Source organism: Arthrobacter globiformis (genome assembly GCF_046536215.2).
Lineage (GTDB): Bacteria > Actinomycetota > Actinomycetes > Actinomycetales > Micrococcaceae > Arthrobacter > Arthrobacter globiformis_E.
The window spans coordinates 3,085,872-3,106,795 of the sequence record NZ_CM143421.1 but is presented as its reverse complement, the minus strand read 5'-3'; the positions used below and the strand labels follow the sequence as shown (position 1 = coordinate 3,106,795).

General features: G+C 65.7%; 20 protein-coding genes and 2 tRNA genes. 17 read left to right on the top strand and 5 right to left on the bottom strand.

Annotated elements, in window-relative coordinates; genetic code table 11:
- Positions 1–77 precede the first annotated feature (77 nt).
- From dnaN to R5O87_RS13920, 11 genes are all read left to right on the top strand, one after another.
- A complete protein-coding gene (gene dnaN, locus R5O87_RS13970; protein ID WP_331575237.1) occupies positions 78–1,202 on the top strand; it encodes a DNA polymerase III subunit beta in 1,125 nt (374 codons plus the stop codon).
- 115 nt (positions 1,203–1,317) lie between these two features.
- Positions 1,318–2,202, top strand: coding sequence for a phosphogluconate dehydrogenase (NAD(+)-dependent, decarboxylating) (gene gnd / locus R5O87_RS13965; RefSeq protein ID WP_462836310.1), 885 nt, complete (start codon positions 1,318–1,320; stop codon positions 2,200–2,202).
- Complete coding sequence (gene recF / locus R5O87_RS13960; protein ID WP_410556539.1) at positions 2,202–3,404, top strand: DNA replication/repair protein RecF; 1,203 nt, start codon at positions 2,202–2,204, stop codon at positions 3,402–3,404. The genes gnd and recF overlap by 1 nt, the downstream gene beginning before the upstream one ends.
- Positions 3,391–3,948, top strand: a complete 558-nt coding sequence (locus R5O87_RS13955; RefSeq protein ID WP_410556540.1) for a DciA family protein — start codon at positions 3,391–3,393, stop codon at positions 3,946–3,948. Before recF ends, R5O87_RS13955 begins: the two co-directional genes overlap by 14 nt.
- A gap of 392 nt (positions 3,949–4,340) precedes the next feature.
- A complete protein-coding gene (gene gyrB / locus R5O87_RS13950) occupies positions 4,341–6,431 on the top strand; it encodes a DNA topoisomerase (ATP-hydrolyzing) subunit B (RefSeq protein WP_410556541.1) in 2,091 nt (696 codons plus the stop codon).
- 58 nt (positions 6,432–6,489) lie between these two features.
- A complete protein-coding gene (gyrA, locus tag R5O87_RS13945; protein WP_410556542.1) occupies positions 6,490–9,225 on the top strand; it encodes a DNA gyrase subunit A in 2,736 nt (911 codons plus the stop codon).
- Positions 9,222–9,887: a DUF3566 domain-containing protein gene (locus R5O87_RS13940; protein WP_410556543.1), complete on the top strand. Its 666-nt coding sequence runs from the start codon at positions 9,222–9,224 to the stop codon at positions 9,885–9,887. The genes gyrA and R5O87_RS13940 overlap by 4 nt, the downstream gene beginning before the upstream one ends.
- A 98-nt stretch (positions 9,888–9,985) precedes the next feature.
- A tRNA-Ile gene (locus tag R5O87_RS13935) sits at positions 9,986–10,059 on the top strand.
- A gap of 63 nt (positions 10,060–10,122) precedes the next feature.
- The gene (locus R5O87_RS13930; protein ID WP_462836309.1) at positions 10,123–10,248 is read left to right on the top strand and encodes a DLW-39 family protein; all 126 of its coding nucleotides are present in this window, start codon (positions 10,123–10,125) and stop codon (positions 10,246–10,248) included.
- Positions 10,249–10,319: 71 nt separating this feature from the next.
- A tRNA-Ala gene (locus tag R5O87_RS13925) sits at positions 10,320–10,395 on the top strand.
- A 106-nt stretch (positions 10,396–10,501) separates the two neighbouring features.
- Positions 10,502–11,425 carry a DMT family transporter gene (locus tag R5O87_RS13920; RefSeq protein WP_410556545.1) on the top strand — a complete coding sequence of 308 codons (924 nt, stop codon included), beginning with the start codon at positions 10,502–10,504 and terminating at the stop codon, positions 11,423–11,425.
- A 24-nt stretch (positions 11,426–11,449) separates the two neighbouring features.
- Here R5O87_RS13920 and R5O87_RS13915 read toward each other — a convergent pair whose 3' ends face one another.
- On the bottom strand, positions 11,450–12,319 hold the full coding sequence (locus tag R5O87_RS13915; protein WP_410556546.1) for a glycosyltransferase family 2 protein: 870 nt from the start codon (positions 12,317–12,319) through the stop codon (positions 11,450–11,452).
- An 85-nt stretch (positions 12,320–12,404) separates the two neighbouring features.
- Positions 12,405–13,409, bottom strand: coding sequence for a hypothetical protein (locus R5O87_RS13910; RefSeq protein ID WP_410556547.1), 1,005 nt, complete (start codon positions 13,407–13,409; stop codon positions 12,405–12,407).
- Between the two features lie 156 nt (positions 13,410–13,565).
- Here R5O87_RS13910 and R5O87_RS13905 point away from each other — a divergent pair, with 156 nt between their 5' ends.
- From R5O87_RS13905 to R5O87_RS13895, 3 genes are all read left to right on the top strand, one after another.
- Positions 13,566–14,111, top strand: a complete 546-nt coding sequence (locus R5O87_RS13905; protein ID WP_003800238.1) for a peptidylprolyl isomerase — start codon at positions 13,566–13,568, stop codon at positions 14,109–14,111.
- Positions 14,112–14,115: 4 nt separating this feature from the next.
- Positions 14,116–14,997, top strand: coding sequence for a rhomboid family intramembrane serine protease (locus tag R5O87_RS13900; protein WP_410556548.1), 882 nt, complete (start codon positions 14,116–14,118; stop codon positions 14,995–14,997).
- A gap of 593 nt (positions 14,998–15,590) precedes the next feature.
- Positions 15,591–16,058, top strand: a complete 468-nt coding sequence (locus R5O87_RS13895) for a carboxymuconolactone decarboxylase family protein (protein ID WP_410556549.1) — start codon at positions 15,591–15,593, stop codon at positions 16,056–16,058.
- A gap of 207 nt (positions 16,059–16,265) precedes the next feature.
- On the opposite strand, the gene R5O87_RS13890 is transcribed toward R5O87_RS13895, so the two are convergent.
- Entirely contained in the window at positions 16,266–16,862 is a 597-nt protein-coding gene (locus R5O87_RS13890; RefSeq protein WP_410556551.1) for a DNA-3-methyladenine glycosylase I, read from the bottom strand.
- A 10-nt stretch (positions 16,863–16,872) separates the two neighbouring features.
- Positions 16,873–17,127, bottom strand: coding sequence for a cell division protein CrgA (locus tag R5O87_RS13885; RefSeq protein ID WP_387102398.1), 255 nt, complete (start codon positions 17,125–17,127; stop codon positions 16,873–16,875).
- 172 nt (positions 17,128–17,299) lie between these two features.
- Here R5O87_RS13885 and R5O87_RS13880 point away from each other — a divergent pair, with 172 nt between their 5' ends.
- Genes R5O87_RS13880 through R5O87_RS13870 form a run of 3 tightly spaced genes read left to right on the top strand, consistent with a single transcriptional unit; the run spans position 17,300 to position 18,911 of the window.
- Positions 17,300–18,100, top strand: coding sequence for a class E sortase (locus tag R5O87_RS13880; RefSeq protein WP_410556552.1), 801 nt, complete (start codon positions 17,300–17,302; stop codon positions 18,098–18,100).
- Positions 18,101–18,102: 2 nt separating this feature from the next.
- Positions 18,103–18,273, top strand: a complete 171-nt coding sequence (locus tag R5O87_RS13875) for a hypothetical protein (protein ID WP_043418205.1) — start codon at positions 18,103–18,105, stop codon at positions 18,271–18,273.
- Positions 18,270–18,911, top strand: coding sequence for an aminodeoxychorismate/anthranilate synthase component II (locus tag R5O87_RS13870; RefSeq protein WP_410556553.1), 642 nt, complete (start codon positions 18,270–18,272; stop codon positions 18,909–18,911). The genes R5O87_RS13875 and R5O87_RS13870 overlap by 4 nt, the downstream gene beginning before the upstream one ends.
- 68 nt (positions 18,912–18,979) lie before the next feature.
- Here the strand turns inward: R5O87_RS13870 and pknB are convergent, their stop codons facing one another.
- Positions 18,980–20,923, bottom strand: a complete 1,944-nt coding sequence (pknB, locus tag R5O87_RS13865) for a Stk1 family PASTA domain-containing Ser/Thr kinase (protein ID WP_410556554.1) — start codon at positions 20,921–20,923, stop codon at positions 18,980–18,982.
- Between the last annotated feature and the right edge of the window lies 1 nt (position 20,924).

Genomic DNA, 20,924 nt, shown 5'->3' with positions numbered 1-20,924 from the left:
GGGGGCAACGGTCTTGTGGGCTCCTGGCGAGTTCCCGTTCAGAAAATGGCAGCAGCAATGAAAGGCGGCACCCTTCCGTGAAGTTCAGAGTCGAACGGGACGTCCTGGCAGAAGCCGTCACATGGACAGCCCGGTCGTTGTCTCCGCGGCCGCCCGTACCCGTGCTGTCCGGCCTCCTTCTCAAGGCCGAATCCGGGACCGTCAGCCTGTCCAGCTTCGATTACGAGACCTCCGCACGGCTTGAGATTCCTGCCGACATCAGGGACGAAGGCACCATCCTGGTTTCCGGGCGGCTCCTGGCCGACATCTGCCGCAGCCTGCCGTCAGCGCCGGTGGACATCGAGACCGACGGCAACAAGGTGACACTTACCTGCCGCCGAAGCAGCTTCCACCTCGCCACCATGCCCGAGGCCGAATACCCCCCGCTGCCTGCACTGCCCACCATCACCGGAACAGTCGCCGGCGACGCGTTCGCCCAGGCGGTGTCCCAGGTGATCATCGCCGCCAGCAAGGACGACACCCTTCCGATCCTCACCGGCGTACGGATGGAGATCGAGGACGACCTCATCACTCTCCTGGCCACGGACCGTTACCGGCTCGCCATGCGCGAGGTTCCCTGGAAGCCCGTCACTCCGGGCATCTCCACCAGCGCCCTGGTCAAGGCCAAGACCCTCAACGAGGTTGCCAAGACCCTGGGCGGCAGCGGTGACATCAACCTCGCCATCGCCGACGACGACAGCCGCCTCATCGGCTTCGAAAGCGGCGGGCGCACCACAACGTCGCTGCTGGTCGACGGCGATTACCCCAAGATCCGTTCGCTGTTCCCGGATTCCACCCCGATCCACGCCACCGTTCAGACCCAGGAGCTGGTTGAAGCCGTCCGCCGTGTCTCGCTCGTCGCGGAACGCAACACCCCGGTCCGGCTCGCGTTCACCCAGGGCCAGCTGCACCTGGACGCCGGCACCGGCGAGGACGCTCAGGCCTCCGAAGAACTTGAGGCACAGCTGTCCGGCGATGACATCACCGTCGCGTTCAACCCGCACTACCTGGTTGAAGGCCTCAGCGTGATCGAAACCAAGTTCGTGCGCTTCTCCTTCACCACGGCACCCAAGCCGGCCATGATCACGGCGCAGAATGACGTCGACGGCGAAGATCAGGACGACTACCGCTACCTCGTAATGCCGGTGCGCCTGCCTAACTAAGCCACACGCCCAACTGGGTAGCAGCTGAGGGGCTTCTGAACGTCCAGAACGCCCTGATCTGCTACCTAGTTGGGTCACCAGCCCCCAACCATCCGCGCAGAAAAGAGTTCCCACGGTGCATATCGGACTGATCGGCCTTGGAAAAATGGGCTTCAACATGCGCGAACGGCTGCGCAAGGGCGGGATCGAGGTCACCGGCTTCGACCGCAACCCAGAGGTCACCGACGTCGCCTCCACGGACGAGCTCATCGCGGCAATTCCCGCGCCGCGCCTCATCTGGGTCATGGTCCCGGCGGGTGAAATCACCGACGCCGTCATCACCGAGCTCGGTGCCAAGCTGCAGCCCGGCGACATGGTGATCGACGGCGGCAACTCCCGTTTCACCGAGGATCAGAAGCACGGCGCCGCCCTGGCCGAAAAGGGAATCCGCTTCGCTGACTGCGGCGTCTCCGGCGGAGTCTGGGGCCTGCAGAACGGTTACGGACTCATGGCCGGCGGCGACGCCGAGGACATCGAACGAGCCCTTCCGGTCTTTGACGCACTCCGTCCGGAAGGTGACCGCGCGGACAGCTTCGTCCATGTGGGCGGCGTCGGCGCGGGCCACTACGCCAAGATGGTGCACAACGGCATCGAGTACGGCCTGATGCAGGCCTACGCCGAAGGCTACGAACTGCTCGCCGCCAAGGAAATCGTCACGGATCTGCCCGGAACCTTCCGGGCCTGGCAGAAGGGGACGGTCGTCCGGTCCTGGCTGCTGGACCTCATGGTGAAGGCTCTGGACGAGGATCCCGGACTGGCCTCGATCGACGACTACGTCGAAGACTCCGGTGAAGGCCGCTGGACCGTGGAAGAAGCCATCGCCAACGCGGTGCCGGCCCCGGCGATCACCGCTGCGCTGTTTGCCCGCTTCGCCTCCCGCGAGGACAACTCGCCGGCCATGAAGATGGTGTCCGCGCTGCGCCACCAGTTCGGCGGGCATGCCACCCGGCCAGCCAAGTAGTGTACCTAGAACACCTGTCCCTGACGGATTTCCGCAGCTACGCCCAGGTGGATCTCCGGTTTGACCCGGGCGTCACGGTCCTGGTCGGTTCCAACGGAATCGGCAAGACCAACCTGATGGAGGCCATCGGCTACCTGGCCACCCTCAGTTCCCACCGGGTCAGTGCCGACGGTCCGCTACTCCGGTTCGGAACCGACCGCGCCCTGATCCGCGCGAAGCTGGTCCGGGGCGAACAGTCCACCATTCTTGAGCTGGAGATCAACGGCGGCCGCGCCAACCGCGGGCGGATCAACCGCAGCAACCCCGTCCGTGCGCGCGACCTGCTGGGCATCTGCCACACCGTCCTGTTCGCTCCGGAGGACCTGGCGCTTGTGAAGGGCGATCCGTCAAACCGCCGCCGCTTCCTGGACGAGCTTCTGGTGAGCCTTATTCCCCGGCACGCCGCCACCCGCAGTGATTACGACCGGGTGCTCAAACAGCGCAACGCACTGCTGAAGTCGGCCCGTGCCGGAAAGTTCACGGCTGGCCACGAGGCGACCCTCGATGTCTGGGACCAGCACATGGCCCGCGCCGGCGCGGAACTGCTCCACGCCAGGCTGGAACTTGTCGAGCGCCTCCGGCCGCACCTCAACAACGCGTACGCCCAGCTCACCGACGGCTCCAAAGCCGCGGATGCGATCTACCGGTCAACGCTGCAGAACATGATGGACGACGACGGCGAGCCGGCCGCCGCTTCGGCGGCACCGTCCGCCCCGGGCAGCCAGGCGGAGGATCTTCGCCAGCTGTCCGTGGAAGAGCTCGCCGAACGCTACATCCAGGCCTTGGCGGCGTCCCGCCGCAAGGAACTCGAACGCGGCATCTCGCTGGTGGGTCCGCACCGGGATGAGCTGGAACTCGTGCTCGGACAGGCCCCCGCCAAGGGCTACGCCTCGCACGGCGAAACGTGGTCCATGTGCCTGTCCCTCCGGCTGGCGTCCTACTACGTCATGCTCGACGACGCCCGCACCGGAGGGTCGGCGCCGATCCTCATCCTGGACGACGTTTTCGCCGAACTCGATGTCCAGCGGCGGCGTAAACTGGCCGCAATAGTTGCCGGCGCCGAGCAGGTGCTGGTGACCGCCGCCGTCGACGCCGACATTCCGGACGAGCTTGCGGGCCGGCGGGTGAAGGTCATCCCGGGAGGAATCGATGAACAGGGATAAGGACGGCGGCCTGCAGCCGGGCCGCGATCCCGATGAAATCGATGCCGCCCAGGCAGCGCTGAACAGGATGCGTGAGGCAGCGGCCGCGCGGGGCGAAATCCGCCGGAAGGCGCCGCCGGCAGGTGCCGGCCAAAAACCGCGCACCGCAGCCCAGGGCACGCGGGGCTTCAGCCAGTTCCACTCCACCGGCCGCGATCCCCTCGGGCTGGGAAAAGTCGTGGGCCGGCTGGTCGCCGAGCGTGGCTGGACCTCGCCGGTCGCCGTCGGCTCGGTCATGGCCGAGTGGCCGGCGCTGGTGGGACCGGAAATCGCCGCCCACTGCACCCCGGAAAGCTTCACCGACACCACCCTCCACGTCCGGTGTGATTCGACTGCCTGGGCGACTCAGCTCCGGTTGCTCAGCATGAGCCTGCTGGAAAAGTTCCGCACCGAACTCGGTGATGGCGTGGTCACCAGCATCCAGGTGCTGGGCCCGGCGGCACCGAACTGGCGCAAGGGCGGACGCACCGTCAACGGACGCGGGCCCAGGGACACCTACGGATAGCGTCGACAGCTGCGGTTCCGATTGTGCCTTCTGAGAACAAAGCTCAAACGGCGTGCAGGGCGCTCAAACCGCCGTCGGCCGTATAGGAGTCCAAAACGGGGACTGCTGGAGCCTTGCAGGCGGGGCCAATGGCCAGCGAGAGGCACATTGGGCCGCGTCGGCGCCCCGCCAATGCGGGGATCGACCACGTTTCACGATAGAATTCCTCTAGATAACTGGGCGCCGGTGAAACGTTGACTGAGTCCGTTTTCCCGCGCTTTTTTTCGTGCGGGAGCGGTACCGCAAGTCAACCGAGCAGCCGGCGCTGGCAGTGACGTGCCTTTTGGCGGACGCCTTCCCCGGCGGACGGCGGAGGCCGGCCATCATCGAACATAGAGGAGTCGAAAGCGCCTGTGGCTAACGACAATGCAGATATCGAGGCAGTGGAGCCTGTAGCGGAGGATGCCCGGACGTCCGGCACTCCGGCGGAGACTGCTACACCGCGGGAGTACGGCGCCAGCGACATCACCGTTCTTGAGGGCCTCGAGGCCGTGCGGAAACGGCCCGGCATGTACATTGGCTCCACCGGTCTGCGCGGCCTGCACCACCTGGTGTACGAAGTCGTGGACAACTCCGTGGATGAGGCCCTCGCAGGGTACTGCACGCACATCGAAGTGGTTCTGCAGGCGGACGGCGGCGTCAAGGTAATCGACGACGGCCGCGGCATCCCGGTGGACATCCACCCCACCGAGGGGAAGCCCACCGTCGAGGTGGTCATGACCATCCTGCACGCCGGCGGCAAGTTCGGCGGCGGCGGTTACGCGGTGTCCGGCGGCCTCCACGGCGTGGGCATTTCCGTGGTCAACGCCCTCTCCACCCGCGTGAACACCGAGGTCCGCAGGCAGGGCCACGTCTGGCGCATGTCCTTTGCCGACGGCGGCAAGCCCCAGGGCGCCCTGGTCCAGGGTGAGGAAACAGAAGCCACCGGAACCACCCAGACCTTCTACCCGGATCCGAGCATCTTCGAGTCCGTGGAATTCGACTTCGAGACGCTCCGCGCCCGTTTCCAGCAGATGGCCTTCCTCAACAAGGGGCTGAAGATCACCCTGACGGACGAGCGCCAGTCCGCAGCAGGAACGGATGAAGCCGGCGACCTGGACCTGGACGGCGTGCTGACTGAGGGCGAGGTCCTCGCCGACCACCGCACCGTGGTCTACCAGTACAACGAGGGCCTCCTCGACTACGTCAAGCACCTGAACTCGAGCAAGAAGGTGGATGTGGTCCATGAGGACGTCATCGCCTTCGAGACCGAGGACACAGAGCGGCACATCGCCGTCGAGATGGCAATGCAGTGGACCACGGCGTACTCCGAAAGCGTCCACACCTACGCGAACACCATCAACACCCACGAGGGCGGCACCCACGAAGAGGGATTCCGCGCCGCAATGACCTCGCTCATCAACCGCTATGCGCGGGAGAAGAGCATCATCAAGGAAAAAGAGGAGAACCTCACCGGCGACGACATCCGTGAAGGCCTGACGGCAGTCATCTCCGTGAAGCTCTCCGAGCCCCAGTTCGAGGGCCAGACCAAGACGAAGCTCGGCAACTCCGAGGTCAAGGGCTTCGTCCAGCGCGTGGTGACCGACCAGCTGGGCGACTGGCTGGAACGCAATCCCGGCCCCGCCCGGGACGTGATCCGCAAGGCGATCTCCGCGGCTCAGGCACGCATGGCTGCACGCAAAGCCCGCGACAACGCGCGCCGGAAGAGCCCGCTGGAGTCCTTCGGCATGCCGGGCAAGCTCTCCGACTGCTCCTCGAAGGATCCCTCGAAGTGCGAGGTGTACCTGGTGGAGGGTGACTCGGCAGGCGGCTCGGCCAAACGCGGGCGCAACCCCGAAACGCAGGCCATCCTGCCGCTCCGCGGCAAGATCCTCAACGTGGAGCGGGCACGCCTGGACAAGGCACTCGGCAACAACGAGGTCCAGTCCATGATCACGGCGTTCGGCACGGGCATCGGCGAGGACTTCGACCTCAGCAAGCTGCGCTACCACAAGATCGTGCTGATGGCCGATGCCGACGTGGACGGACAGCACATCACCACGCTGCTGATGACGCTGCTCTTCCGCTACATGCGCCCCCTGATCGAGAACGGCTATGTCTACCTCGCGCAGCCGCCGCTGTACCGGATCAAGTGGTCCAACGCACCCCACGACTACGTCTTCAGCGACCGTGAGCGCGACGCCGTCCTGGTCTCCGGCCAGGCAGCGGGCCGCCGCATTCCAAAGGAAAACGGCATCCAGCGCTACAAGGGCCTCGGTGAAATGGACTACACCGAACTCTGGGACACCACCATGGACCCCGACCGGCGCACCCTCCTGCAGGTGACCATGGAGGACGCAGCCGCCGCCGACCAGATCTTCGCCGTGCTGATGGGCGAGGACGTCGAGTCCCGCCGAAACTTCATCCAGCAGAACGCCAAGGACGTCAGGTTCCTCGATATCTAGCGGTTTTCACCCGTGATATTCCAGAACCGACATATACCTGAAACGGAAAATACAGACTATGAGTGACGAAACACCCGAGGTCCCGGCCGAGTCTCCGGACGGCAAGGAGCCGGTGCTGGAGGGCGACGTGCTGATCGACCGCGTGGAGCAGGTGGACCTGCAGACGGAGATGCAGCGCTCCTACCTCGACTACGCCATGGCCGTCATTGTCGGCCGCGCGCTGCCGGATGTACGTGATGGGCTGAAGCCGGTCCACCGCCGCGTGCTCTACGCGATGTTCGACGGCGGCTACCGTCCGGACCGCGCCTTCAACAAGTGTGCCCGCGTGGTGGGCGAGGTCATGGGCCAGTACCACCCGCACGGTGACACGGCGATCTACGATGCGCTGGTGCGCCTGATCCAGGACTGGACCATGCGGTACCCGTTGGCGCTGGGCCAGGGCAACTTTGGCTCGCCCGGCAACGACGGCGCCGCGGCCCCGCGGTACACGGAAACCAAGATGGCGCCGCTCGCCATGGAGATGGTCCGCGACATCGACGAGGAAACCGTCGATTTCCAGGACAACTACGACGGCAAGAACCAGGAACCCACCATCCTTCCGGCGCGGTTCCCCAACCTGCTGGTCAACGGGTCCTCCGGCATCGCCGTCGGCATGGCCACCAACATCCCGCCGCACAACCTCCGCGAGGTGGCCGACGGCGTCCAGTGGTACCTGGCCAACCCGACCGCCAGCCGCGAGCAGCTCCTGGAGGAACTGCTGAAGCGGATCAAGGGCCCCGATTTCCCCACCGGCGCCACCATCCTGGGCCACAAGGGCATCGAGGATGCCTACCGCACCGGCCGCGGCTCCATCACCATGCGCGCCGTGGTCAACGTCGAGGAGCTGCAGGGCCGGACCTGCCTGGTGGTCACCGAGCTGCCGTACCAGGCGAACCCGGACAACCTGGCCATCAAGATCGCCGAACTGGTCAAGGACGGCAAGGTCCAGGGCATCGCCGACCTCCGCGACGAAACCTCCGGCCGCACCGGCCAGCGCCTCGTCATCGTCCTGAAGCGCGACGCCGTCGCCAAGGTGGTGCTGAACAACCTCTACAAGCACACCCAGCTGCAGGAAAACTTCGGCGCGAACATGCTGGCGATCGTGGACGGGGTGCCGCGCACCCTCAGCCTCGATGCCTTCATCCGCCACTGGGTCACCCACCAGCTGGATGTCATCGCCCGGCGCACGCGCTACCGCCTGCGCAAGGCCGAGGAAGAAGCACACATCCTGCGTGCCCTCCTCAAAGCACTGGACATGCTGGACGAGGTCATCGCCCTGATCCGCGCCTCGAGCACCACCGAGGCTGCACGGGACGGCCTCATGCAGCTGCTGGACATCGACGAGATCCAGGCCCGCGCCATCCTGGACATGCAGCTCCGCCGGCTGGCTGCCCTGGAACGCCAGAAGATCCAGGACCGCCACGCCGAACTCGAAGCGATGATCGCCGAATACAACGCGATCCTCGGCTCGGAGGAACGCCAGCGCACGATCATCAGCGAGGAACTCGCCGAGATCGTGGCCAAGCACGGCGACGACCGCCGCACGCAGATCCTGATGGGCTACGACGGCGACATGTCCATGGAAGACCTCATTCCCGAAGAGGAAGTGGTGGTCACCATCACCCGCGGCGGCTACGTCAAGCGCACGCGGAGCGACAACTACCGTTCGCAGCAGCGCGGCGGCAAGGGCATCAAGGGTGCCCAGCTGCGCGGCGACGACGTCGTGGAACACTTCTTCGTCACCACCACCCACCACTGGCTGCTCTTCTTCACCAACTTCGGCCGGGTGTACCGGGCCAAGGCCTATGAGCTTGCCGAGGGCGGCCGCGACACCAAGGGCCAGCACGTGGCAAACCTGCTGGCCTTCCAGCCGGACGAGCACATCGCGCAGGTGCTGGACCTGAACGACTACCAGCAGGCGCCGTACCTGGTGCTCGCCACCAAGCGCGGCCTGGTCAAGAAAACCCGGCTCGAGGACTACGACACCAACCGCTCCGCCGGCGTCATTGCCATCAACCTCCGGGAGGAGGACGAACTGGTTTCCGCCCAGCTGGTCTCCGAGACGGACGACCTCATGCTGGTGTCCCGCAAAGGCCAGTCGATCCGCTTCACGGCCACCGACGACGCGCTCCGCCCCATGGGCCGCGCCACGTCCGGCGTGACTGGCATGAAGTTCCGCGAGGACGACGAACTGCTGGCCATGAATGTCGTGGCCGAGGGGTCCTACGTCTTCGTGGTGACTGAAGGCGGCTACGCCAAGCGCACCGCCGTCGAGGAATACCGGCTGCAGGGCCGCGGCGGCCTGGGCATCAAGGTGGCCAAGCTGGCCGAGGAACGCGGGGATCTTGTGGGCGCCCTCGTGGTCCAGGAGGAAGACGAGGTCCTGGTGGTCATGGGCGGCGGCAAGGTGGTCCGTTCATCCGTGGCGGGAGTCCCTGCCAAGGGCCGCGACACGATGGGCGTCATCTTCGCCAAGCCGGACAAGAACGACCGCATCATCGAGGTTGCCCGCAACACCGAACGCGGCCTCGAAGCCGAAGTTGAAGCCAGCGCCGAGCGCGAGTCTGAAGCCGACCACGCCGACGAACCGAGCGCGTCAGAAATCTTGGCTATCGCCGCTGATGACGTAACGTTGGCTGAAGATGCCGGGCCAGACGAGGAATCCGCAGAGGCGGCTTCAGGACTGGCCGATGAAGCAGAAGGAACGTCCGGCGATGCTGAGGCGAACGAAGACAACACCGGAGGTAACGAGTGAGCAATTCCGACTCATTTCCCAAGCCGAGCAGTAATGGTCCCGGCGGGATGCGTCAGCCGGCCTCCGCTCCCCGGGTGAACGCCCCGGTGCGCCCCCAGCAGAGCCCGGCCGCGCCGTCGGGCGCCCCGGGACAGCGTCCGGCAGGTGCGGGGCAACGCCCGGCCCCCACCGGGCAGCGCCCGCAGGGCCAGCGGCCGGCCGCGCCGGCACAGCGCCCGGCAGCCCCCGGACAGCGGCCCCAGGCCGCCCAAAGCGCCCAGGGCGCGCCCGGGCTGGTTAAGCCCGCTCCGAAGGCGAAGGTGCGCCGCGCCCGGCTCCTGGTCAGCAAGGTTGACCCCTGGTCCGTCCTGAAAATGGCGTTCCTGCTGTCTGTCGCGCTCGGCATCGTCACCGTCGTGGCGGCCATCGTGCTGTGGACCGTGCTGGACCTGACCGGCATCTTCGACCAGGTGGACAGCCTGCTGGGAACCCTCGCCGGTTCCGAAGGCGGCGGCTTCGAACTGAAGAAGGTCGCCTCGCTCGGCCAGGTGGCGTCGTTCGCGACCATCATCGCGGTCGTGAATGTGGTGTTGCTCACGGCCCTGTCCATGCTGTCAGCTGTGCTGTACAACATCTCGGCAACCCTTGTGGGCGGCATCGGCGTGACCCTGACGGACGACTAAAACCCCGTATTTCCGCGGGAAAAACCCGCTGGAATGCCTCGATTTGAGATCGGGCCGGGATGTGCTGTAGAGTCATGTCTCGGCCCGATGAGGCATCGGGGCGTATAGCTCAGGCGGTTAGAGCGCTTCGCTGATAACGAAGAGGTCCCAGGTTCAAGTCCTGGTACGCCCACGGAACCTGCACAGGTCCAAGTAGAGGTTTAGGTCGGATTTTCAGGAATCCAGCCGGAACGGGGTGCGTGTGAAGAAGTTGCTGGTTATTGCAGCTGCGGTCGCAGGCGTCCTCTTCTACAGGAAAAAGGTGCAGGAATCCGAAGCCCGGAAAACAGTCTGGAGCGAAGCAACCGACAAGGTTGAATAGCCCGGATCCCGGTGCGGAGGCCGGTCAGCCGGCCTCCGGAACTAGGGTATGATGGACGGGTTGCTTCTTATGGGGGCATGGCGCAATTGGTAGCGCACCTGCTTTGCAAGCAGGGGGTTCGGGGTTCGAGTCCCCGTGCCTCCACCATAAGAAAGGTCCCGGTCGGAAACGGCCGGGACCTTTTGCTTTGCCCTGGTTTCGGCAGGCATCGGCAGGCACCGGCGGGGCACTCCCGGCCCACTACTGTTGAAGCGTGAATCTCTTCTTTGCAGCCTTGGGCGTCCTGGGCGTGGCTTCATCCGGACCGCTCATCGCCGCCACGCTTGGCGCCACCACTGTCACGGCCCTCGCCATCGCCTTCTGGCGCAACGCCATCGCGGCAGCCGTCATGGCCACCCCCACCCTGATCCGGGAGCCGCGCCAGTTCGGCCGCATCGGGCGTTATGAGTTCCGCTGGTCGCTCGTCGCGGCCGTAGCCCTCGCCCTGCACTTCGCCTGCTTCATCACGTCCCTGCAGCTGACCTCCGTGGCCGCAGCTACGGCCCTCGTCTGCCTGCAGTCCGCCTGGATCGCCATCATTCAGCTCTTCCGCGGCGTGCGGCACCGCTGGCAGGTCCTGGTGGGCCTGGGCATCTCGTTCGGCGGCGTGGTGGCCATCACCGGCTTCGACATGGGCACCTCCGCCGACGCGCTGCTGGGTGACCTCCTGGCCATGGCGGGCGGGCTCCTCGCCGGCATCTACACGCTGGCCGGTGGCCGGGCCCGGCAGAGCATGACCACCGGCACCTACACGGCCCTCTGCTACGGCATGTGCGCTGTCCTGGTGGCCGTACTGGCAGTCTTCACCAACCAGCCACTGACCGGGTTCGACGCCGGCGGCTGGCTGGGGATCCTGGCCATCACCGTGTGCGCCCAGCTCGTGGGACATACGGCATTCAACCATCTGCTGGCCACCATGAGCCCGCTGCTGGTGTCCATGGTCATCCTGCTTGAAATACCCGGTGCCGCGCTCCTGGCCGCCGTGTTCCTGAACGAGACTCTCCCTGCGGGAACGTACGCCGGGCTGGCGCTCATCCTCGTGGGCCTCGCCGTCGTCGTGGCCGGACAGCGCAACGGTAAAGCCGGGCGGGGCAAGCCGCCCGAGGAACGCCCGCTGGCGGAGCTGGGGGCTGACTGACCGCGGCGGCCGGTAGCCGCCGTGCTACTGGCCGCCGCGGCGGACCGGCTGGCTGGTGTTGACGGTGTGGATGGCGCGCAGTAGCTTGGCCGGAAAATACACCGAGAAGAACACCACCATCGGCGCCTTGAGGGCCATCTTCTTCACGTTGTGGGCCTTGTACGTGCGGTCGAAGCGCGTCACGTAGTACCTGTAGTCGCGGGGTGAGTCCTCAAGCCGGCGTGCCGACATTCCGGAGACCATCTGCGGCCAGTAATGGACCTTGAGGTCGTGGTCCGCGAGATGCAGGGAAAGGTCGATGTCCTCGTGCATCTCGTCCTTCTCATCCCGGCAGGTTTCACTGCGGATGGTCTCCCAGGCGGACCGGCGGAGGGCCATGTTGGAGCCGAACAGGAAGTGGTACTGGTGCTTGGCCAGCTTCAGCATCAGCTGGCGCATCTTGTCATCCGCCTTCAGGCCAAAGCGGCGCATCGGCATGTCGTAATAGACCACGGGCCCGGTGGCGGCGGATGTGGACAGGTCCTCGAAGGCCTTCTGCACCTGCTCCACCCAGTCAGGTTCAACCACCGAGTCGGCGTCGATCCGGCCCAGGATGTCCCCGGTGGCGTGGTCCAGGCCAAAATTGCGGGTGGGGATGAGTCCCTGCTCCCTGTCCTGGCTGAGCAGGATGATGGGGCTCTCGGGGTACTCCTGCTGCATCTGCGTGACGATCGACGCCGTGCGGTCCTTGGACATGTTGTCCACCACGATGATTTCGTGCGCCGGAACGGACTGGTACACCGCCGCGATCAGGCACTGCCGGATGACACTTTCCTCGTTGTAGGCCGGGATAACAATGGATACGCGCGGCTCAGTGTCAGTCAAGGCATCCTCTGCGGATCTATCGGGTGACATCACCTCAAACTTAGCACCGCAGAGACAACAGGAGGGGTCCCGCCGCAGCGGAACCCCTCCTGTTGCTGCCCCTGCGGGCACTTGGCTAGGCCTTCTTGTCGGCACCGTTCTCGATGTTGGATGCGATGTTCTTCACCGCGGTCTTTTCATCGGTGGCAACGTCAGCGGCGTTGGAACCAGCGTCGCCGGCAACGTGCTTTGCCTTGTCGGCGGAGGCGTCGGCGGAAGTCTCGGCTTCGTCCTCGGCGGCCAGTGCGAAGGCGGCATCCAGCGGCGTTTCAGCGGAATCCGAAGCAGAACCGCTGGCGGGGGCTGCCGGAACGGGAGCCGGGGTGGCGGCGGCCGACCCAACACCGGTGGCGGAGGCTGCCGGCGTGGTCGCAGCCGTCGTCGACGGTGCCGGCGTCACGGGGGCGGGAGTCTTCCAGGGGTCCTCGACCGGCTTGGAAGCCTTCCACGCCGCAACGCCGGCGGCCACGGCCGCGGTGATCACACCGATAATGAGGAGGCCGCGCTTCTTCGGCTTCTGGGGCTCCACCACCAGCGCCTTGCCCGTCACTGCCCGGCTGGCCTCGTTGGCGGCTGACTTGAGGTGGCCGCCGGCCACGTGGGCCTGTTCCTGGATAGTGTGGATGATGCCCACGTCGCCGAGCTTCTGGGCCACGGCGTCAACACGGGCCGGGGTGTTTTCGAGCGTCCTGTGGACAGCCTCGGATGCGGATCCGATCTGGTCCGAGAGCCGGGGCAGGTACTCAACCACCACGCGGTCGCGTGCGTTCGCAATGACGGGGGTGGCCCGGTCCAGCGCATCGTGCAGCCGCGGCGGCGCGCCTTCCACGACGTCGTGGATCTTCGGGGCAAGCTGCGCCAAGCCGTCCTGGAGCCGCGGCGTTACCGTGGCGACGCCGTCGGCAAGGTTGTGGGCTGCCACCTTGAGCCCCTCTTGGATCTTGGGGGAAGCGGTGTCAATGCCCTGCTGGAGGCGGGGAACTGCCCAGTCCACCGCTGCTTCCACGCGGTCTTTTGCGTTCTCGACTGCAGAACTGACCGACAACTCCAGTTCGCGGGCAATACGATCCGATTTCTTCACAACTACCTCCCGATTAATGTGACGGTTCTGTTGTTAGCCTACGTGCACGAATAGCCGGGCTGCTATCGTTCCGGCGGATTCACGGTGGATTTCACCGAACGCGGAACTGTCTTTGGCGCCCGGGTTAGCGTTGACCCGCCGTGAAAGAATGACCGTATGACTGCCTCAGCAACTGCAAAAGCAACCATCCACACCAGCCTCGGCGACATCGTTGTGAACCTTTTCGGCAACCACGCGCCCAAGACTGTCAAGAACTTCATCGGACTGGCCACGGGCGAACAGGCCTGGACCCACCCGGAAACCGGCGAGGACAAGACCGGCACGCCGCTCTACAACGGCACCATCTTCCACCGCATCATCAAGGACTTCATGATCCAGGCCGGCGACCCGCTGGGCCGCGGCACCGGCGGACCGGGCTACCGCTTCGACGACGAGATCCACCCCGAGCTGAGCTTCAGCGCCCCCTACAAGCTGGCCATGGCCAACGCCGGCATCCAGATGGGCAAGGGAACCAACGGTTCACAGTTCTTCATCACCACCATCCCCACCGACTGGCTGCAGGGCAAGCACAGCATCTTCGGCGAAGTTGCCGACGACGAGTCCAAGAAGGTTGTGGACGCGATTGAGGGCGTCCGCACCGGCATGGGCGATCGCCCGGTTGAAGATGTGACCATCAACAGCATCGACATCGAGCAGCTCTAGCCACGTGAGCTACGGAATTCCGGCGGCGGAGCCGTCAGCGCAGGTACCGGTGTGCCCCCGGCACCCGGACCGGCCCTCGTATGTCAGCTGCCAGCGTTGCGGGCGGCCGGCATGCCCCGAGTGCCAGCGCGCGGCCGCCGTCGGATTCCAGTGTGTTGACTGCGTCAACGAAACAAAGCGTGCGACGCCGGCAGCACGGACCGTTTACGGCGGTGCCGTTGCGTCCGGCAAACCCGCGGTGACGTACGCGATCATCGCCTCGTGTGCCCTGCTGTTCGTTCTGCAGTGGGTGCTTCCCGGCAACGCCGTGTACCGGACCCTCGCCTACGCGTCGGTCTACGCGACACCCGAGTACGGGGTGTTCCAGCCGTGGCGCATGCTCACCTCGGCATTCCTGCACTCCCAAGGTTTCCTGCTCCATATCGTCCTGAACATGTACACGCTGTGGATTTTCGGCCAGGCGCTTGAGCCATTGCTGGGCCGGATCCGCTTCCTTGCCGTTTACCTGCTGTCCGCCATCGGCGGGTCGGTGGGATACCTGCTGCTGACGCCGATCCTCCCCGAGGGCGGTCCCGTGGGACTCGTGGGCGCCTCCGGCGCGATCTTCGGGCTGTTCGGCGCCATGCTGGTGGTGCAGCGCCACCGCGGCGGCGAGACGAGACAGCTCTGGGTGCTCATCGCGATCAACGGCGTCATCGGCTTCATGGTGCCGCAGATCGCCTGGCAGGCACACCTGGGCGGCTTCATCACCGGTGCCCTGTGTGCCGCCGCCATCGCCTACGCTCCACGCGGCCCGCGGCGCAACATCCTGCAGGCCGGCGGGCTGGCCCTGGTGATGGGCCTGCTGGTGGTGGCCTCCTGGTACCGGGTGATCGTGGCGTCCTGACGCTGGGCCGCGGCACCCCGCGCCCTCCAGTCCTCTCCCCCGCAATGCCCTCGCTTTCCGAAGCGGGGGCATTTTTGTGTATACGGGCCGGGGCGGGTGCCCTTGGGTGGATTCCGGGAGGCCGCACCCGGTCTGCGGGACCCGCAGGGTTTTCCACAGCGGTTATCCACACTGTTAATAACTTACACAGCTGTAACTCATCGGCCCGGCCCCGAGATGGCGGGCTGCTGAGCGATTTCCGGACAATGTGCACGCTGCCGTCCACACCTGTGGATAACTTCGCAGCCTACGGCTGTGGTTAAGTGGACAACTTCACCGAAAGTTCACCGCGTGACGGTGTTCCGGGCACAAATAGACATCTGGACACCGGTCGAGCCCTGCAGCGGCCTTCCTTTCAACAGGGTTATTCACACTGTTAATAACTCACAGGGGTGTCATTCCACCGGTAAAAAGCCCCGCAACGCCTAGTTTGTGCCGATCCCGCGGACTATCCCCACAAGTTTTCCCCACCTGTGGATAACTTGTGGGTAGTCGCCTGTTGCTAAGTGGATAACCGGCCGAGTATCCACACCCGCCCGTGTAGTCTCTATGGGGTGAGTACCCACAGCCACATCTTCTTGGACAAGCACCACCCCGCGGCCTGGCGGGCCCTGAACGGGCTGGGGCTGAAGGCCAAGGAAGCGATGCTGGAAGCCGGCCTGGACGCGAAGCTGATCGAACTGCTCAACGTCCGCATATCGCAGATTAACGGCTGTGCCTACTGCCTCGACATGCACGTCGCCGATGCCGTCAAGGGTGGCGAATCCACCCAGCGCCTGGCCGTTCTTCCAGCCTGGCGGGACACCGCTGTGTTCCAGGACCACGAGCGTGCCGCGCTGGCCCTTGCCGAGAGCGTCACGGTTCTCCCGGACGCCCGTACGCGCGGCCTGGAGGACGCGTACGCGCGGGAGCACCTTACCGAGGAGCAGTATTCAGCGGTGAGCTGGCTGGCTATCGCGATGAATGCCTTCAACCGGGTTTCCATCACCAGCCAGCATCCCGTGAAGCAGGAAAAGGGCTGAAAGCCGGAGTTTTCCACAGTCGTTTCCACAACTGTTAATAACTTCGAAAATGCAAGTTTCGGCCCTCCGGCGGTGCCAGCCGGGGTTGTAGCGGGTTCTCGCCGGGCGGCGACCGCCGAAGTTATCAACACTGTGGATATCTTTACCAACACGTGTGGACCGGCCGGTGCGGGAAGCTAGCGTGCCCGGCAGCGTGTCCCGAAGAAGCTAGGCCCAGACTCCTGAGGTTCCCCGTCGGTGGCTGTCCACAAGGTGCGTGTCCACCATGCCGATCGCTTCCATCAGGGCAAACATGGTGGTGGGCCCCACGAAGGCGAAGCCCTTCTTCCGCAGTGCCTTGGAAAGGGCGATGGACTCAGGGGACGTGGTGGGCACGTCGGCGTAAGTGACGGGGGCGGGGGTGGAGGTTGGCCGGAACTTCCAGACAAAGTCCACGAGGCCGCCCTCGTCCCGCAGCGCGAAGGTGGCTTTGGCATTGGTGATCGCGGCACGGATCTTGAGGCGGTTGCGGACGATGCCGGGATCCTGAAGGAGGCGTTCGACGTCGTCCTCGGTGAAGGCGGCCACGGTTTCGGGGTGGAAGTTGTCGAAGGCAGCCCGGAACGCGGGGCGTTTGCGCAGGATTGTGGCCCACGACAGGCCCGCCTGGAAAGCTTCGAGGCTGATTCGCTCGTACATGCCCTGTTCGTCCCGGACGGGCAGGCCCCACTCCGTGTCGTAATACTCGCGCAGAAGGGGATCCGTGGACGCCCACAGCGGGCGGGCCAGGCCATCCTCGCCGATGATGATGCCTTCTGCGGTCATGGGTGTTGGCTCAGGAGCGCCAGCGCGTGGTCATCAGGAAGCCCACGATCGCAATGCCGAACCCGGCCAGGATGTTCCAGGACTGCCACGCCTGGACCGGCAGCTGCCCCTCGCTGATGTAAAAGGTGATGATCCAGAGCAGGCCGATGATCATCAGGCCGAACATGACGGGCTTGAACCAGACGGGGTTCGGCTTGTAGGCGGCCTGGGCGGAAACGGGCTCGGCCGGGCGGGCAGGCTTCTTACGTGGCTTTGACTCGGGCACATGTCCTCCTTAGCTGCTGAATCAAGAGGACCGACCCCGGCTTGATATCCTGCTGTGAGGGGATAGCCGGCGGTCTGCACACTCTTGGTCAGGTCTGAAGTCTTACTAGCAGCCAATTCTAGCTGTAGTTCAGTCCGCACCGGTGCCCCGCAACCGCCTTGGAGGAGATCGCGTGGTAGTGCAGGAGAAGGTGACGGCCACCGGCAAGCCGGCGACCGGCGTCGTAATCCTGCGGAAGGCCGTGCAGATCTTCGGCGAGCTGCTCATCACCGCCGGCATAGTGCTGCTCCTGTTTGTCGCATGGCAGCTGTGGTGGACCAACGTGGAGTCCGATGCCAAGCAAAGCGCAGCCGTCAGGGACTTCGCCCGGGACCTGGGCGGCCCGGTGACCCCCGCGCCTGCGCCGTCTGCGACGGGCGGCACGGCCTCCGCCGGCCCGAAGGACTACGGAGCGCCCGTTGTGGGAGAGGCCCCCGGACACGGCGGCACCATCGGAATCATGTACATCCCCCGGTTCGGCGAAACCTACACCCGGCCCATCGTCGAAGGCACCAGTGCGGACGTCCTGGACACCCTGGGCCTCGGCCACTACGGCAACACCTCCATGCCAGGCGCGGTGGGCAACTTCGCGGTGGCAGGCCACCGGCAGACACACGGCGCCGTGCTGGACAATATCCACACGCTGGTTCCCGGGGACAGGATCTACGTCCAGACACGGGACGGCTACTACATCTACGTCTTCCGCAACAACCGGATCGTCCTGCCGACCGAAGCCGATGTCCTCCTGCCGGTGCCCAACCAGCCAGGAGTGCGCCCCACCGAAAGACTTCTCACCATGACCAGCTGCAATCCCCGCTTCGGCTCCGAGGAACGGATCATCGCGTACTCGGTGCTGGACCACTGGCAGCCGGCCTCGGCAGGACCGCCTGCCGAGATCGCAGCCCAGGTGGCCCGCGCGAGGGGGGAAGGCTAGGCATGTACGGCTGGATTTTCCGTCATCTCCCCGGCCCGCTCTGGCTTCGCGTCCTCACGTCGCTGGTGCTGGTGGCAGGCGCTCTGTTCCTGATGGTCGAGTTCCTTTTCCCCTGGATGTCCCAGTTCACCCAATTCACCGACTCAACGATTGGTGCGCCGAAAAACCCATGAGCACAGCAAAGATTCTCGTCGTGGATAACTACGACAGCTTCGTCTACACCCTGGTGGGGTACCTCCAGGAGCTGGGCGCCGAGACAACAGTGGTCCGCAACGACGATGTGACCCTCGCCGAAGCGATCGAAATGGCAGAAACGCGCGACGGCGTACTCATCTCGCCCGGCCCGGGATCGCCGTCGGAAGCGGGCGTCTGCATCGAGCTGATCCGGTGGTGCGGCGAGAAGACGAAGCCGATGTTCGGCGTGTGCCTGGGGCACCAGGCCCTGGCCGAGGCCTACGGCGGAACGGTGACCCACGCGCCGGAGCTCATGCACGGCAAGACCTCCCTGGTCCAGCACGACGGCGCCAGCGTTTTCGCCGGCCTGCCCTCCCCCGTGACGGCCACGCGCTACCATTCCCTGGCCGCTGTCCGGGACACGATTCCGGAGATCCTGGAGATCACGGCGGAAACCGCCAGCGGCGTCGTCATGGGGCTGCAGCACCGCACCGCACCGCTGTGCGGAGTCCAGTTCCACCCCGAGTCCGTGCTGACCGAGGGCGGCTACCAGATGCTGGGCAACTGGCTCGAGTCGCTGGGCATGAAGGGTGCCGCCGAAAGGGCCGCCAAGCTCAGCCCGCTGATCCAACACTAGCCGGATTCGGCACTGGCCCGAACCAGTACCCGGGCTGGTGCGGCGCCGGCCCTGCGCCAGTTCTGGCCCTACTTGCCCTTGGTGGGGCTCGGTGTAGGCGTCGGGGTGGGTGTGGGCTCCGGAGCCGGAGCCGGGGCCACGGCCACCGTCACGGTGATGGCCTTGCCCTGCTCCACCAGCGAATTCAACGGATCGCTCTGGCCGGTCACCTTGCCGGGCTGGACCTGGGAGTTCTCCACCTCACGGATGACGGCAACCAGGCCGAGTGCCTTGAGCGCCGCCTCAGCCTCGGCGCGGGTCATCCCGCGAAGCTCCGGCATGGCCACCTTGCCGGTGGACACCAGGATCTCGACCGTGCTCCCCACCGCCACCTGCTGGCCCGGGGCCGGCTTGGTGGTGATCACCAGGCCCGCCGGAACGGTGGCGCTGTTGACCATGGTGGTGGACGGGGCGCCCACCAGTCCCGCCTGCCGCAGGATGTCGCGGGCGGCCGCCTCCGTCCGTCCCGGCAGCGTCTCCGGGATCTTGACGGCACTGGGGCCCGCCGAGATGTTCAGGACCACTTCCGAGTTCGGTTCCAGCGACGAACCCGCAGGCGGGGCGGTGCCAATGGCAGTGCCCTTGGCGATCGAGTCGTGCTGCACCCGCTTGATCTGTGGCCGCAGTTTCGCGTCGTAGAGCGTCTGTATCGCCTCGGATTCGGAGAGCTTCTCCACCGAGGGAATGGCGACGCGCGCCGGCTCGGCAGGCGGCTGGTTGAGGAAGTTGTAGAACCACAGGCCGCCGCCGGCCAGCACCAGGAGGGTAAAGATCACGAACGTCGTGATCCAGGCCCGACGGCGGGACTTCTGCAGGCCGGACCGCTCCCGTTCGCGGGGTAGCCCGAGCGGCAGCTCGTCGTGCTCGGCCGTCTCGTAGACCGCCGCGGCCTCGGCCGGCAGCACGGATTCGTCATCACCGGCGTCCCGGGAACGGCGAAGCCGGCCCGTGGGAGCGTCGTCGAGGAAGCTGGCTCCGGTCATGGAGAACGCTTCCGTGGCCGGCGTGCGGTGCGGCTCCGGGATGTCATTGGGGTCGGTCGGCGCCTCGCTGGGCGACAACGCCGGAACGGCGATTCCGTTCTTCGCGGCGCGCAGCGCACGGCGGAAGGCCGCGGCATCCTGGAAACGGTCCGCACGGTTCTTCTGCAGCGCCTTTTCCAGCACGCTGTCCAGCGCATCGGAGACGTCCGGATTGAAACTGCTGGGCGGTTCGGGCTTCTCCCGGACATGCTGGTACGCCACGGAGACGGGGCTTTCACCCACGAACGGCGGGCGGCCGGTCAGGGTTTCGTACAGCAGGCAGCCTGCCGAGTACAGGTCGCTGCGGGCATCGACGGCCTCGCCGCGCGCCTGTTCCGGCGACAGGTACTGCGCCGTGCCCACCACGGCCTGCGTCTGGGTCATCGTCGCGGAGGAATCAGCCACTGCGCGGGCAATGCCGAAGTCCATGACCTTGACCATGTCCGAGTTCTCGCAGTACATCACGTTGGCCGGCTTGATGTCCCGGTGCACGATTCCGGCCTTGTGGCTGTACTCCAGCGCGGACAGGACACCCAGCGTGTAATCCACCGCCTGGTCAATGGTGATGTCGCTGGCCCGGATCAGGTCGCGGAGGGTCTTGCCGGCCACGAACTCCATGACGATGTAGGGAACGCGGACCTGGTCGTGCCCGTCGCCCGGCACAGTATGTTCGCCGGTGTCGTAGATGGCCACGATCGAGGGATGGTTCAGTGCTGCGACGGCCTGGGCCTCGCGCTTGAACCTGGCCTGGAACTGGGGGTCCCGGGCCAGGTCGGGGCGGAGCAGTTTGATGGCGACTGTCCGGCCCAGCCGGGTATCCAGGCCACGGTGCACATCGGCCATGCCCCCGCGGCCGATGAGTTCCCCGAGTTCATAGCGTCCGTTCAGGACACGCTGACTGGTCACCGGGATGTTGTCTTCCCGGTGTGACGGAGTTCGTGGCGTGGTCACG

Excerpts from the sequence above, each read along its gene's own strand:
- R5O87_RS13915 (WP_410556546.1), bottom strand. The coding sequence starts at position 12,319 with ATGTCACCCGATAGATCCGCAGAGGATGCCTTGACTGACACTGAGCCG.
- R5O87_RS13890 (WP_410556551.1), bottom strand. The coding sequence starts at position 16,862 with ATGACCGCAGAAGGCATCATCATCGGCGAGGATGGCCTGGCCCGCCCG.
- gyrA (WP_410556542.1), top strand. The coding sequence starts at position 6,490 with ATGAGTGACGAAACACCCGAGGTCCCGGCCGAGTCTCCGGACGGCAAG.
- R5O87_RS13905 (WP_003800238.1), top strand. The coding sequence starts at position 13,566 with ATGACTGCCTCAGCAACTGCAAAAGCAACCATCCACACCAGCCTCGGC.
- R5O87_RS13875 (WP_043418205.1), top strand. The coding sequence starts at position 18,103 with ATGTACGGCTGGATTTTCCGTCATCTCCCCGGCCCGCTCTGGCTTCGC.
- R5O87_RS13870 (WP_410556553.1), top strand. The coding sequence starts at position 18,270 with ATGAGCACAGCAAAGATTCTCGTCGTGGATAACTACGACAGCTTCGTC.
- R5O87_RS13955 (WP_410556540.1), top strand. The coding sequence starts at position 3,391 with ATGAACAGGGATAAGGACGGCGGCCTGCAGCCGGGCCGCGATCCCGAT.